11 protein-coding genes are annotated in these 13079 nt (G+C 68.7%); 1 reads left to right on the top strand and 10 read right to left on the bottom strand.

The genetic code is table 11. The annotated features are described in order from the left end of the window. Positions 1–42: 42 nt before the first annotated feature. The 10 genes from ACFXGJ_RS21080 to ACFXGJ_RS21035 all read right to left on the bottom strand — a co-directional run bounded on the left by ACFXGJ_RS21080 (position 43) and on the right by ACFXGJ_RS21035 (position 12373). Positions 43–1464, bottom strand: a complete 1422-nt coding sequence (locus ACFXGJ_RS21080; RefSeq protein ID WP_378624252.1) for a wax ester/triacylglycerol synthase family O-acyltransferase — start codon at positions 1462–1464, stop codon at positions 43–45. Between the two features lie 91 nt (positions 1465–1555). After that, entirely contained in the window at positions 1556–2161 is a 606-nt protein-coding gene (locus ACFXGJ_RS21075; RefSeq protein WP_378624250.1) for a TetR/AcrR family transcriptional regulator, read from the bottom strand. Positions 2162–2409: 248 nt separating this feature from the next. Beyond that, positions 2410–3009, bottom strand: coding sequence for a TetR/AcrR family transcriptional regulator (locus ACFXGJ_RS21070; protein WP_378624248.1), 600 nt, complete (start codon positions 3007–3009; stop codon positions 2410–2412). A gap of 108 nt (positions 3010–3117) precedes the next feature. After that, the gene (locus ACFXGJ_RS21065; protein WP_378624246.1) at positions 3118–3912 is read right to left on the bottom strand and encodes an enoyl-CoA hydratase family protein; all 795 of its coding nucleotides are present in this window, start codon (positions 3910–3912) and stop codon (positions 3118–3120) included. A gap of 2 nt (positions 3913–3914) precedes the next feature. Then, positions 3915–5075 (bottom strand): acyl-CoA dehydrogenase family protein, encoded by a 1161-nt coding sequence (locus ACFXGJ_RS21060; RefSeq protein ID WP_378624244.1) that lies wholly within the window; start codon positions 5073–5075, stop codon positions 3915–3917. After that, complete coding sequence (locus ACFXGJ_RS21055) at positions 5072–7078, bottom strand: biotin carboxylase N-terminal domain-containing protein (protein ID WP_378624254.1); 2007 nt, start codon at positions 7076–7078, stop codon at positions 5072–5074. Before ACFXGJ_RS21055 ends, ACFXGJ_RS21060 begins: the two co-directional genes overlap by 4 nt. An 11-nt stretch (positions 7079–7089) precedes the next feature. Continuing rightward, positions 7090–8688, bottom strand: coding sequence for an acyl-CoA carboxylase subunit beta (locus ACFXGJ_RS21050; protein WP_378624242.1), 1599 nt, complete (start codon positions 8686–8688; stop codon positions 7090–7092). Positions 8689–8718: 30 nt separating this feature from the next. Next, entirely contained in the window at positions 8719–9870 is a 1152-nt protein-coding gene (locus ACFXGJ_RS21045) for an acyl-CoA dehydrogenase family protein (RefSeq protein ID WP_378624240.1), read from the bottom strand. Continuing rightward, positions 9870–11582 (bottom strand): acyclic terpene utilization AtuA family protein, encoded by a 1713-nt coding sequence (locus ACFXGJ_RS21040; RefSeq protein WP_378624238.1) that lies wholly within the window; start codon positions 11580–11582, stop codon positions 9870–9872. Before ACFXGJ_RS21040 ends, ACFXGJ_RS21045 begins: the two co-directional genes overlap by 1 nt. Further along, positions 11579–12373, bottom strand: coding sequence for a TIGR03084 family metal-binding protein (locus tag ACFXGJ_RS21035; protein WP_378624236.1), 795 nt, complete (start codon positions 12371–12373; stop codon positions 11579–11581). The genes ACFXGJ_RS21040 and ACFXGJ_RS21035 overlap by 4 nt, the downstream gene beginning before the upstream one ends. A gap of 253 nt (positions 12374–12626) precedes the next feature. On the opposite strand from ACFXGJ_RS21035, the gene ACFXGJ_RS21030 reads away from it, so the two are divergent. Then, positions 12627–12749: a hypothetical protein gene (locus ACFXGJ_RS21030; RefSeq protein WP_378624234.1), complete on the top strand. Its 123-nt coding sequence runs from the start codon at positions 12627–12629 to the stop codon at positions 12747–12749. The last annotated feature ends 330 nt before the right edge of the window (positions 12750–13079 follow it).

Here is a 13079-nt window from a genome sequence, read left to right as displayed (position 1 = left end):
CGGTATTCGAGTGCGGGCCCTGTCGCGTCCGAGGTCTCCGTTTCACATCGCAGCGTCGACCCTCCGGCCGTCCTCGTCACACCCATCCGCCAGTTCCGTGAAGGCGTCGCGCAGCAGCAGCGCATACCGATCCAGGTCCGGCATCATGACCGCGTCCGCGGTGAACGTGATCGTCAGCCGATCGGCCATAGATGCCACGAAGTGACTGAGACCCGCCCCGTCGGTGATCGGGAGGATGCCGAAGGCGTCGACGACGGGCGCCCCGACCAACTGCACGTCCGCGGCGCCGCGGCCGACATTCGAGATCAAGGTGTTGCCACCGACGACCACCGGCCGTGCTCGCCGGGCGCGCGCGTCCGCTCGCAGCGCCATCCGCATGTACGGCGCCGGCAGAGCGTCGAGCGAGGAGCCGATCTGGGAGCCCTCCCGGTTCTCGAGTTCTTCCTTCTCCGCACGCGCCGAGACCTGGATCGCCCGTAGCCTCTCCGCGGGGTCGGCGATGTCGGTGTGCAGATCGACGGAGAGCACCGAGAAGCGATTTCCGGATCTGGAGTCGCGCGCCGACCGCGTGGACCGCGGCACCCTGGCCCCGAGCGAGCCGTCCGGGTTCTCCCCCGCCTCGGCGAGATACGCGGACATCGCGCCTGCGACGACGGACAAAGCGATGTCGTTGACCGTGCCCCCCGGGCAGTGCGCCTGCACCGCCTTGACCGTCCGAAGGTCGAAGACCACTCGACCGAACTGCAGCGTCGAGGTCAGCGGCCGGTTGAATCGTGTTCGCGGCCACTCCCGGGCGGACCCCCGGACCTCGACCGGTTCGGCCCGGTCGGCGGCCGCGCGACTGTCCCGGCGAAGCTTCGCGAGCCCGGAGACGAGCCGGATCGCGCTCCGCGGTCCCCGCCACACCGCGACGCCCAGCATCGACAGTCGGGAGCGGTCCGTCGACGTGCACGAGTCCGGCTCGACAGGCTCGAGGTCGCGCGCGAACAGCAAGCGCCCGAGCCGCACCGTCTCGGTTGCATCGCCGACGCAGTGGTGGAACTTCAGCACCGCCACCCAGGCGTTCTCAGGCAGGTCCGCGATCCCCGAAATGTGGGTGATCACATGCAGTTCCCACGGCGGGCGAGTCAGTTCGACGGGTCCGTCGACGACGTCACTGATCTGGTGCATCACCGCGTCCCACCCGGGAGCCGCCGCCGCGGTCAGGGTCACGTGGTTGCGTAGGTCGAAGTGCGGGTCGCGCGCCCAGTACGGGTAGTCGAGGTCACCGGGCACTCGCACCAACCGCTGCCGGAAGATCGGCGGGCACCGGCCGATCCGTCCCGACACCCAGGTCAGCAGCGCGTCGTACGTCAGATCCGCACCGGCCGAATCGAAGACGTATACGTCCGTGATCTTGGTCTGCGCGCCCTGATCCTCCGCGTAGACGTGTACCGCATCGTCGGCAGTGAGCTGTATCGACAATGTTCCCGGCCTCCTGTGCGACCCCCTGCCGCACAGTATCGGACACAACCGGCGCCGATGCGCTTTTAACGACCGTCCAGTACTACGGGGTTCAGCTCACTGCCGGCTGCCCCAACACCGCGTCGAGGGTCACCGCCCACTGTCGGATGACGTGGGAGCGCCGCACCGAGTCGTCGGTCAGCACGTCCGCCAGCCCGAGTCCGCGGGCCAGGTCGAGCGTCGCCTGGACCAGTCGGTGCGCCACCGGATCCGTGTCGTCGGCCCCGAGTAGTTCCACCGTGACGCGGTGCGCAACACGACCGAACTTCGCCTCCAACGGGACCACCCGTTGCCGTAGCGCGTCGTCCGCCGCGGCAGCGGTCCACACCTGCAGCGCCGCCCGGAACAGCGGACCGGTGAAGTACTCGACCATCCGGGACACCACCGCCTCGGTTCGCCCCGGCCCGAGCGGAAGCCCGACAGCCTCCTGACGAATCTCCGCCATTCGACCGTCGAACATGAACTCCAGCGCCGCGGTGATCAGATCCTCGCGGGTGGGGAAATGGTGCTGGGCGGCGCCGCGGGAGACCCCCGCCTGCTCGGCGACGACCGACACCGTCGTCGCGGCCCACCCCTGCGTGGCGAGGCAGTCGATGGTCGCCTCGAGCAGTCGTAGCCGGGTGGCCCGGCTACGGTCCTGCTTCGGTTCGCGGTCCATCGCCATTCCCCAGTGCTCCCATCCCTCCGACCAGCGCGACTGTCGCTCCTGGACTAGGGCCATCATGCCCTCGCACGCCGCCTCGGAGCCAAACGGTCGCGAGAATTCTCAGAGCCCCAGCATCATCGACATGACGTTGAAGTTCGACCGCACGGAGAGGGTGCAGTAGAGATTCGGGTCGGACGCGAAATTCATTCACCCGACCGACAGCTGGCCGGTAGACCTCGCCCGGAGCCGAAGGACACGCCCTACCTCGACAGAGCCTGCAATTGCTCGTCCAGCGAAGTCGCCCACTGCTTGACGACTTCGACGCGTCGAGCGGAGTCGTCCGTCAGGACGTCGGCGAGGCCGAGACCGCGAGCGAGGTCCAACGTCGCCTGCACGAGGGCGCGAACGGCGGGGTCGGAACCGTCGACGCCGAGCTGGTCGACTGCCATTCGGTGGGCGGTACGGCCGAACCGGTCCTCCAGCGGCAGTACCCGCTCCCGCAGCGCGGGGTCGGACGCAGCCGCCGTCCACACCTGGAGCGCTGCCTTGAACAGGGTCCCCGTGTAGTAGTCCACCAACCGCGCGACCACAGCGGCGGTCCTTCCAGCGCCCTCGGGTAGGCCGATCGCCTCGTCACGTGCGATCTGCATCCTCGTATCGAACACGTACTCGAGAGCGGCGGTAATGAGGTCCTCACGCGTCGGAAAATGGTGCTGCGCCGCACCCCGGGACACACCCGCCCGCCCAGCGACCACGCCGACCGTTGTCGCAGCCCATCCCTGCTCTGCAAGACACTCGGTGGTCGCCTCGAGCAGCCGCTGACGTGTCACGCGGCTGCGGTCCTGCTGGGGTTCACGCATCGGCTGTCACCCCGTTTCGCGGTGCGCCGGAACACGTGGTGTGTGCGGTGCCACGAACGAACCCGCGCACAACGAATCGTGCGGGGGTTCGTTCGTGGCTGCCCATGGCTATTCGCCCCGCACCCAGCGCGGCGATCGCTTCTCGAAGAAGGCCGTCATGCCCTCACGTGCCTCCTCGGAGCCGAACAGCCGCGCCGACTGCGCGGCCAACTCCGCGGCATCCCGGTCGAAATCGGCGAGCAGCCGCATGGTGGTGAGCTTCTTCGACTCGGCGAGCCCCTGCGGCGAACCCTGTCGCAGGGCCGCGAGCAGTTCGTCGACCGTTGCCCCCGGATCCTCCGTCGCCGCGGTGATCAGACCGATCGCCTCGGCCTGCGCGGGGCCGAACTTCTCCCCCGTGAGGAAGTAGCGCCCGGCCGCGCGGGAGGTCAGGCGAGGCAGCACGGTCAACGAGATGATCGACGCGGCCAGGCCGAGTCGTGCCTCGGTCAGTGCGAAGGTGCTCGACGGGCCCGCGACCACCAGGTCGCAGGCACCGACCAGCCCCATGCCGCCGGCCCGGACGTGCCCGTCGATGCGCGCCACGATCGGTTTGGGCAGCTCGAGGAACTCCCGCAGCAGGTCGGTCATCTGCGCGGTGCGCTGCGCCGCGAGCTCGGCGGGGTCCGCGTCCGGCGTCGCCGCCGCCTCCGACAGATCGGCGCCCGCGCAGAAGGTGCTCCCGGTGTGGGTGAGCACCACCGCCCGGACCGCGTCGTTCGCAGCGGCATCCGCGAGCGCCCGCCGGAGCTCGCCGACCAACCGCGCGGAAATGGCATTGCGGTTGTGCGGCGAGTCCAGCGTGACGGTCGCGAACCCGTCGGCCACCTCGTAGCGGACGTACCGTTCGCTGACGTCGGTCATGTCTAGTACGACCTCGGCAGCCCGAGCGAGTGCTGGGAGACGAAGTTGAGGATCATCTCGCGGCTCACCGGCGCCACCCGCGCGATCCGAGCCGCCCCGAGCATGGCGGCCAGTCCGTACTCCTTGCTGAGCCCGGCACCACCATGCGTCTGGATGGCCTGGTCGAGCGCCTTGATACTGGCCTCGGCGGCCGCGTACTTCGCCATGTTCGCGGCCTCTGCCGCACCGAAGTCGTCACCGTTGTCGTAGAGCACCGCGGCCTTCTGCATCATCAGCTTGGCGAGCTCCAGCTCGATCTTCGCCTGGGCGAGTGGATGCGCGATGCCCTGGTGCGCCCCGATCGGGGTCTTCCAGACGGTGCGCTCCTTCGCGTACTTCACGGCGGCATCGATCGCGTACCGGCCCACGCCGATCGCCATCGACGCCCCGAGGATCCGCTCCGGGTTCAGGCCGGCGAACAACTGCATCAACGCGGCGTCCTCCGATCCGACCAGTGCCTCACCCGGCACCCGGACCTCGTCGAGGAACAGCGTGAACTGGTGGTCCGGCTCGATGACGTCCATTTCCATCGGCGTCTTGACGAAGTTCTCGGTGTCGGTCGGCACGATGAACAGCGCCGGCTTGAGCTTGCCGGTCTTGTGGTCCTCGGTCCGCGCCACGATCAGCACCGCGTCCGCCTGGTCCACGCCCGAGATGAAGACCTTGTTCCCGGTCAGGATCCAGTCGGCGCCGTCGCGCCGGGCCGTGGTCGAGATCTGGTGCGAGTTGGAGCCCGCATCGGCCTCGGTGATCCCGAACGCCATGATCTTGCTGCCGTCGGCCAGGCCCGGCAGCCACTGCTGCTTCTGCTCGTCGGTCCCGTACTTGCCGATGATGGTGCCGCAGATCGCGGGCGAGACCACCACGAGCAGCAGCCCCGCGCCGTGCGCGGCCAGCTCCTCTTGGACCAGCGCGAGCTCGTAGATCCCCGCGCCTCCACCCCCGTACTCCTCGGGCAGGTTGACCCCGAGGAAACCGAGCTTGCCCGCCTCGTTCCACAGCTCGGTCAGCGGCTCGCCCTTGCGCGAGCGCGGCAGCACGTAGTCGATGTAGTTGAAGCGCTCACCGAGTTTGGAAACCGCGGCGCGGAGTTCCTTCTGCTCGTCGGTCTCGATGAAACTCATGCGCTCTCCTCGGTTGCGGTTTCTGCGGTGGGTTCTTCGACAATGGCGAGGACTGCCCCGACGTCGACCTGCTGGCCGACGACGACGTCCAATTCGGTGAGCACGCCGTCCGCGGGTGCCGCGATGGTGTGCTCCATCTTCATGGCCTCGAGCCACAGGATGGGCTGGCCCGCGCTCACTCGATCGCCGGCGGCGGCGCCGAGCCGAATCACGGTGCCGGGCATGGGCGCGAGCAACGATCCGGCCGCAACCACCGACGCCGGGTCGACGAAGGTCGGCACCGCGGTGAACGTGGCCGCGCCGAGCGGCGAGTCGACGCACACCTGGTCGCCGTAGCGGGCCACGTCGAATCGACGACGCAGTCCGTCGACGGTCAGCACGACGATCTCCGGGGTGACGGACTCGAGTTCCGCACCCGGCACGAACTCGGTGACCAGTTCGCCGCTACGGGTCAGCCGGTAGTCCACTTCGTAGGTGCCGGAAGCGCTTTCGTACACCTTCCGCAGCGGCTGCGAGGACACGTTGCGCCAGCCGCTCGGCAGGGCGCCGTTGACGGGCGCCGCCAGTCGGTTCGCCACCGCCTGGGCCAGCGTCGCGGCCAGCGCAGAGACCCGCTCCGACTCCTCGGCGGCGACCGGGGCGGACAGCGCGTCGAGACCGTGTCGGTCGAAGAAGGCGGTGTCGGTCTCCCCGGCCAGGAAGGCGGAATGACGCAGCACGTTGACCAACAGGTCGCGGTTGGTAACCAGGCCGTGAATCTTCGCGCGCGACAACGCCGACGCCAGCTGCAGTGCGGCGGCCGACCGGGTCGGAGCCCACGCGATCACCTTTGCGAGCATCGGATCGTAGAACACCCCGACGACCGATCCGTCCACGACGCCCGAGTCCAGTCGCAGGCCACGTGCCGCGAGCGGAACGCCGAATTCGGTGTCCACACCGGGGATCTCGAATCGATGCACGGTGCCGCTCTGCGGCTGCCAGCCCTGCGCCGGGTCCTCCGCGTACAGCCGGACCTCGATGGCATGGCCGTGCTGGGCGGGTGGCTGCTCACCGAGCGGCACGCCCTGCGCCACCTGCAGCTGCAGCTCGACCAGGTCCAATCCGGTCGTCAGCTCGGTGACCGGGTGCTCGACCTGCAGTCGGGTGTTCATCTCGAGGAAGAAGAAGCCACCGTCCTCGTCCGCGAGGAACTCGACGGTGCCCGCGCCCTCGTACCCGATCGCGGCAGCTGCGTCGACGGCCGCCTGGAACAGCTTGGCGCGCATCGCCGGAATCCGTTCGACCAGAGGGGAGGGCGCCTCTTCGACGACCTTCTGGTGCCTGCGCTGGATAGAGCACTCGCGCTCCCCCACCGCCCAGACGGTGCCGTGCGCGTCGGCCATCACCTGCACCTCGATGTGCCGGCCGGTCTCGAGGTAGCGCTCGCAGAAGACCGTGGGATCGCCGAAGGCCGACGCGGCCTCGGCCCGCGCCCCCTCGAGCTGTCCGGGCAACTCGGCGAGGGTGCGCACCACCCGCATGCCGCGACCTCCGCCGCCGGCGGAGGCCTTGATCAGCACCGGCAACTGATCCTCGCTCACCTGTGCGGGATCGAGCTCGGCGAGCACCGGAACGCCCGCCGCATCCATCATCTTCTTGGACTCGACCTTCGAGCCCATCAGCTCGATGGCCTTGACCGGCGGGCCGATCCAGGTCAGGCCGGCGTCCTGGACGGCCTTCGCGAATTCCGCGTTCTCGGAGAGGAATCCGTAACCCGGGTGGACGGCGTCGGCACCGGCCGCCTTCGCCGCCGCGATGATCAGTTCCCCGCGCAGGTAGGTCTGCGCGGGGGTGTTGCCCGGCAGTCGGACCGCGGCGTCGGCCTCGCGCACGTGCGGTGAGTTCTCGTCGGCGTCTGAGTAGACGGCCACCGTGGCCAGGCCCGCGCTCCGGGCAGAGGCGAACACGCGCCGGGCGATCTCGCCGCGATTGGCGACGAGGACGGAGGTGATCTGGTCGGACATGGAGGCGGCGCTCACATTCTGAAGACACCGAAGTTCTCGGTGCCTTCGATCGGGGCGGTGGCAATCGCCGAGAGACAGAGACCCAGCACGGTGCGCGTGTCGCGCGGGTCGATGATGCCGTCGTCGTACACACGGCCGGACAGGAACAGCGGCAACGACTCCGCCTCGATCTGCGCCTCGATCATTGCGCGCATGCCCTTGTCGGCTTCCTCGTCGAAGGGCAGTCCCTTGGCTTCCGCACTGCCCCGCATCACCATCGACACGACGCCCGCCAGCTGAGCGGGGCCCATCACGGCGGACTTGGCGCTCGGCCAGGAGAACAGGAACCGCGGATCGTAGGCGCGACCACACATGCCGTAGTGCCCGGCTCCGTACGAGGCGCCCATCAGGATCGAGATGTGCGGCACCGTCGAGTTGGACACGGCGTTGATCATCATCGCACCGTGCTTGATGATGCCGCCCTGCTCGTACTCCTTGCCGACCATGTAACCGGTGGTGTTGTGCAGGAAGATCAGCGGGGTGTCGGACCGGTTGGCCAGCTGGATGAACTGGGTCGCCTTCTGCGCCTCCTCGGAGAACAGCACGCCTCGCGCGTTGGCGAGGATCCCGACCGGGTACCCGTGCAGTTCCGCCCATCCCGTGACCAGTGAGCTGCCGTACATCGCCTTGAACTCGTCGAAGTCGGAGCCGTCGACGATCCGGGCGATCACCTCGCGCGGGTCGAACGGCACCTTCAGGTCGGTCGGCACGATTCCGAGCAGGTCCTCCGGGTCGTGCAGCGGTGGGATGACCTCCGTGCGAGGCGCCGGGCCCTGCTTCTTCCAGTTGAGCCGCTTGACGATGTTGCGGCCGATGCGGATCGCGTCGTACTCGTCCTGGGCGAAGTAGTCCGCCAGCCCGGACTTACGGGCATGCATCTCGGCGCCGCCGAGCGATTCGTCGTCGGACTCCTCACCGGTGGCCATCTTGACCAGCGGCGGGCCGCCGAGGAACACCTTGGACTGTTCTTTGATCATCACGACGTGGTCGGACATGCCGGGGATGTACGCCCCGCCCGCGGTCGAGTTGCCGAACACCAGGGACACGGTGGGAATTCCGGCCGCCGAGGCCCGGGTGAGGTCGCGGAACATCCGGCCTCCGGGGATGAAGACCTCCTTCTGGGTGGGCAGGTCCGCGCCGCCCGACTCGACCAGCGAGATCACCGGAAGCCGGTTCTGCTCGACGATCTCGTTGATCCGGAAGCTCTTCTTGATCGTCCACGGGTTACTGGCGCCGCCGCGGGAAGTCGGGTCGTTCGCGACGATCATGCATTCGACGCCCTCGACCACGCCGATGCCGGTGACCACGTTGGCGCCGACCGGGAAATCACTGCCCCAGGCGGCCAGCGTGCAGAGTTCGAGGAACGGCGAGTCCGGGTCGATCAGCAGCTCGATCCGTTCGCGCGCGAGCAGTTTGCCCCGCTTGTGGTGGCGCTCCACCGATTTCGGCCCGCCACCGGCGAGCGCCTTGTCGAACTCGACCTGCACCTCGGCGAGTTTGGTTTGCATCGACTCCGCCGCGGCGAGGAAGTCCTCACCGGCCGTGTCAAGCGTCGATCTCACTACCGTCATTGCTACCCCAGTGTGTCGTCGGTGGTCTGGTCAGGCTTGGAATCCCAGCAGCTTCGCCGCCAGGGAGGTCAGGATCTCGTTGGTGCCGCCGCCGATGCCGAGGATGCGCATGTCGCGGTACTGCCGCTCGACCTCGCTCTCGCGCATGTAGCCGAGTCCCCCGAACAACTGGACGGCCTCGTGCGCCACCCATTCGCCGGTCTCGACGGCGGTGTTCTTCGCGAAGCAGACCTCGGCGATCAGGTTGACGTCGCCGGCGGTGTACCTGTCGACCACCGAACGGGTGTAGACCCGCGCGACGTCGATCTTGCGTGCCATCTCCGACAGCGTGTTCTGCACGGACTGCCGGGTGATCAGTGGCCTGCCGAAGGTCTCGCGGTCCCGGCACCACTGCGCGGTCAGGTCGAGGCAACGCTGGGCACTCGCGTAGGCCTGGGCGGCGAGCGCGACCCGCTCGGTGACGAACGCCTGCGCGATCTGCGCGAAGCCGGTGTTCTCCGCACCGACCAGGTTGGCGGCAGGCACCCGGCAGTCGACGAACGAGAGCTCCGCGGTGTCGGAGGCCAGCCAGCCCATCTTCTCCAGCTTGCGGGAGACGGTGAATCCCGGTGTGTCCTTTTCGATCACGAGCAGTGAGACACCGCCTGCTCCCTCACCGCCGGTACGGACAGCGGTGACGACGAAGTCGGCTCGGCAGCCGGAGGTGATGAAGGTCTTGGCGCCGTTGACGATGAAGTCGTCTCCGTCGCGGACGGCCCGGGTGGTCAGGTGTCCCACATCGGACCCGCCGCCCGGCTCGGTGATCGCCAGCGAGCCGATCAGATCTCCTGCGAGGGTGGGCCGCACCCACTTCTCGATCTGCTCGCGATCGCCCGCGGCAACGAGGTGCGGCAACGCGATGCCACAGGTGAACAGGGAGGCGAACAGCCCACCCGAGCACCCCGCGTAGTGCATCTCCTCGCACACGACCATCGCGTCGATCGGCTCGCCGCCACCGCCGCCGACCGACTCGGGGAACGACACCCCGAGCAGCCCCAGTTCGCCTGCCCGCCGGTGCAACTCACGCGGCAATTCACCCGCTCGCTCCCACTCGTCCTGGTGCGGCAGAACTTCCTTGTCCATGAACCTGCGGACGGTCGCGCGCAGTTCACTGCGCTGCGGGTCGTTCCATGCGTCGGTCACTACGCCTGCTCCTGGGAGTCGATGAGTGTCTGGGGCACCGGAATGTGCCGGGACCGTAGCCATTCCGCGAGTCCCTTCGCCTGTGGATCGAACCGGGCCTGGTAGGCCACACCCTGTCCGAGAATTCCCTCGATGACGAAGTTGACCGCCCGCAGCGCCGGCAGCACGGTCCGGGTGATCGTCAGGTCCGCGGTCTCGGGCAGCATCACTCGGAGACGATCGACGGTGAGCTCGTGTGCGAGCCAACGCCACTGCTCGTCGGTACGAACCCAGACCCCGATGTTGGCGTTGCCGCCCTTGTCACCGCTGCGGGCCGCCGCGATGGCGCCGAGCGGCACCTCGCGGACGGGCCCCACCGGCAACGGCTCCGGCAGCGCCGGGCCCTCGACCGCGTCGAGAATGCGGGTGTCGACCGCCTGGGCGACGTCGACCCGGGTGCCGTCCGGCAGCACGGCGATGTGCGGAACCTGCTGCGCGTCCACGTATCCCGGCGTGAAGACGCCGTAGGGCGCACCGTTGCCCGGCATCGAGGTGAAGGTGCAGCCGGGGTAGCTGGCCAGTGCGAGCTCGACGGCGACACTGGAGAACGCCCGCCCCACCTTGTCGGGGTCGGGATCCCGAACGACGCAGCGCAGGACGGCGCTGGCCTGTTCCTCCGTCGCGGCGTTCGGGCGGTCCAGCCGGGCCAGTTCCCAGTCGAGTTCCGCGGGCCGGACGGTCAGCCACGACTCGAGTTGCTTGCGTGCCAGTTCCGCCTTGGCCTCGATGTCGAGACCGGTGAGCACGAAGGCCATTTCGTTGCGGAAACCGCCGAGGGTGTTGAGCGAGACCTTCAGCTGCGGCGGCGGGGCCTCGCCGACGACCGGCCCGATCTCGACTCGGTCCGGACCCGCCTGGGTCAGGGTGACGGTGTCGAGGCGGGTGGTGACGTCCGGGCCCGCGTAGCGGGCGCCCTGGATCTCGTACATCAGCTGCGCTGTCACGGTGCCGACGGAGACCGCACCCCCGGTGCCGTCGTGCTTGGTGATCACCGACGACCCGTCGCTGCGGATCTCGGCGATCGGGAATCCGGGCCTGGTGAGGTCCGCGATCTCCTGGAAGAAGGCGTAGTTGCCGCCGGTGGCCTGGGTTCCGCACTCGATGACGTGTCCCGCGACGACCGCCCCGGCGAGCCGGTCGTAGTCGGTGCGTCCCCAACCGAAGTGGGCCGCGGCCGGTCCGATGATCACCGAGGCGTCGGTGACACGCCCGGTGACCACGACGTCGGCCCCGGAGTTCAGGCACTCCACGATGCCCCAGGCTCCCAGGTACGCATTGGCGGTCAGTGGCTGTCCCAGACCGAGTTCCGCGGCGCGGCCGGTGAGATCGTCGCCCTCCACGTGGGCGAACGTCGCCGCCACGCCCAGCTTGTCGGCCATCTCCCGCAACCGGACGGTCAGCCCGGCCGGGTTGAGTCCGCCCGCGTTGACCACGATCCGGACGCCCTTCTCGACCGCCAGCCCGAGGCAGTCCTCCATCTGGCGGAGAAACGTCTTCGCGTAGCCGAGGTTCGGGTCCTTCATCCGGTCCCGGCCCAGGATGAGCATGGTGAGCTCGGCCAGATAGTCGCCGGTCAGGTAGTCGAGGTCGCCGCCCTCGAGCATCTCGCGCATCGCGGTGATGCGATCACCGTAGAAACCCGAGCAGTTGCCGATCCGGACGGGGGCGCTCATGCGTCGGCCTTCCGCTCGCGGCCTGCCCCGGGCGGGCCGGCGAAGACCTGCGCGATACCGAGCCAGGCCTCGGCGTCGGACCCGACCGCCGTCAGTTCGAGGTCGTCCCGGTGCGCGCGCTGGGTGACCAGCAGACAGAAGTCGTGGGCCGCCCCGGTGACGCGTTGCGCCGCATCCGGCGGACCCCAGATCCAGACATCGCCACCCTCCGGTGCGGCGAGTTCGACCCGGAACTCCTCCGTCGGGGCCGTGAGCTCGTTGACGGCGTACGCGAAGTCGCGTGTGCGGACACCCAGATGCGCAATCGCGCGCAGCCGGTTGGTCGGCTCGACGTCCACTCCGAGGGCCGCCGCGATGTCCTGCCCGTGCGCCCAGGTCTCCATCAGGCGCGCCGTGGCCATCGACATCGCACTCATCGGCGGCCCGTACCAGGCGAGTTTCGTCCCTGCCGGGACGGCGGCCAGCGCCGCGGCGAGCGCGTCACGACCGCTGCGCCAGTCGGCGAGGAGTTCGGCGGGCGGGCGGACCGCCTCCACCGCGGCGCCCTCGTCCACGAAGCCGGTGGGGTTGGCCCAGGCCAGCTCGAGCGAGGCGGCGAAGGCGTCGGCGTCGGTGACGGCCATCAGCGCAGCGCGATCGGTCCAGGCCAGGTGGCCGATCTGATGTGCGATGGTCCACCCCGCGGCCGGGGTGGCGGTCGCCCACCGCTGGGGCGCCAAGCCCGCGACGAGCGCATCCACAGCGTCGCCCTCGGCGCGCAGGTCAGCTAGGACTGTGTTCAGGTCGGCCATGAGTCTCCCTCGACGATGCTGTGTCCAGCATCACCCCACCGGAGGAAAAAAGCAAGCGCGACTGATTGTTATTTGCCCACGCCGTTCCGCACGACCCGCCGGAGCATGCCCCTGTTCGCGAACACCACTGCGCCGCAATGGTGTTCAACACTTCGATCCTGATCCGAATCGACCACGGGGGCGGCCCCGGTGCGGTAAAACGGACCCGCGCCAGTACCCGGCGCACATCGCACACCGACTCCAGGAGTGAGCCATGCCCGACTTCCTCAGCGCGATCCTCCCCTCCCTGGGCCTGCCGTTCTTCGCCATCGGCGGCAGCACCGCCAACGGACCGGACGTCGGCAGCAGCATCGGATTGCCGGGAATCTCCAGCTGACCGCTACGCACGCGCTCACCGGGCAAACGCTGTCCACCCAACGGAGGACAACCCGCCCAAATGCTGGATTTCATTTCGGAATCGCTGGTCACAGCAAGGTCACATCGGGTACAAATACCAAGACGCTCGCCCAGGCGAGCACCGAAGGAACGTACCGAACAAACCAGGAGTGACCATGTCGTCTGATCTCGCTGACCTTTTCGGTGGCCTCAACACCGTCTTCACTGCGCTCGACAGCCTCTCCAGCGGCTCGTCCGGCGGCAGCGGCTCGTCGGGCGGCTCCTCGAAGTAGGTCCACGAGCAACTGAGGGGGTCACCTGCATTTGCCTG

It is taken from the genome of Rhodococcus sp. NPDC059234 (assembly GCF_042754225.1).
Taxonomy (GTDB): Bacteria; Actinomycetota; Actinomycetes; order Mycobacteriales; family Mycobacteriaceae; genus Rhodococcus_G.
The sequence above is the reverse complement of the archived record's forward strand: the minus strand, read 5'-3'. Positions and strand labels throughout refer to the sequence as shown.

Excerpts from the sequence above, each read along its gene's own strand:
- ACFXGJ_RS21075 (WP_378624250.1), bottom strand. The coding sequence starts at position 2,161 with ATGGACCGCGAACCGAAGCAGGACCGTAGCCGGGCCACCCGGCTACGA.
- ACFXGJ_RS21070 (WP_378624248.1), bottom strand. The coding sequence starts at position 3,009 with ATGCGTGAACCCCAGCAGGACCGCAGCCGCGTGACACGTCAGCGGCTG.
- ACFXGJ_RS21065 (WP_378624246.1), bottom strand. The coding sequence starts at position 3,912 with ATGACCGACGTCAGCGAACGGTACGTCCGCTACGAGGTGGCCGACGGG.
- ACFXGJ_RS21060 (WP_378624244.1), bottom strand. The coding sequence starts at position 5,075 with ATGAGTTTCATCGAGACCGACGAGCAGAAGGAACTCCGCGCCGCGGTT.
- ACFXGJ_RS21055 (WP_378624254.1), bottom strand. The coding sequence starts at position 7,078 with ATGTCCGACCAGATCACCTCCGTCCTCGTCGCCAATCGCGGCGAGATC.
- ACFXGJ_RS21050 (WP_378624242.1), bottom strand. The coding sequence starts at position 8,688 with ATGACGGTAGTGAGATCGACGCTTGACACGGCCGGTGAGGACTTCCTC.
- ACFXGJ_RS21040 (WP_378624238.1), bottom strand. The coding sequence starts at position 11,582 with ATGAGCGCCCCCGTCCGGATCGGCAACTGCTCGGGTTTCTACGGTGAT.
- ACFXGJ_RS21035 (WP_378624236.1), bottom strand. The coding sequence starts at position 12,373 with ATGGCCGACCTGAACACAGTCCTAGCTGACCTGCGCGCCGAGGGCGAC.
- ACFXGJ_RS21030 (WP_378624234.1), top strand. The coding sequence starts at position 12,627 with ATGCCCGACTTCCTCAGCGCGATCCTCCCCTCCCTGGGCCTGCCGTTC.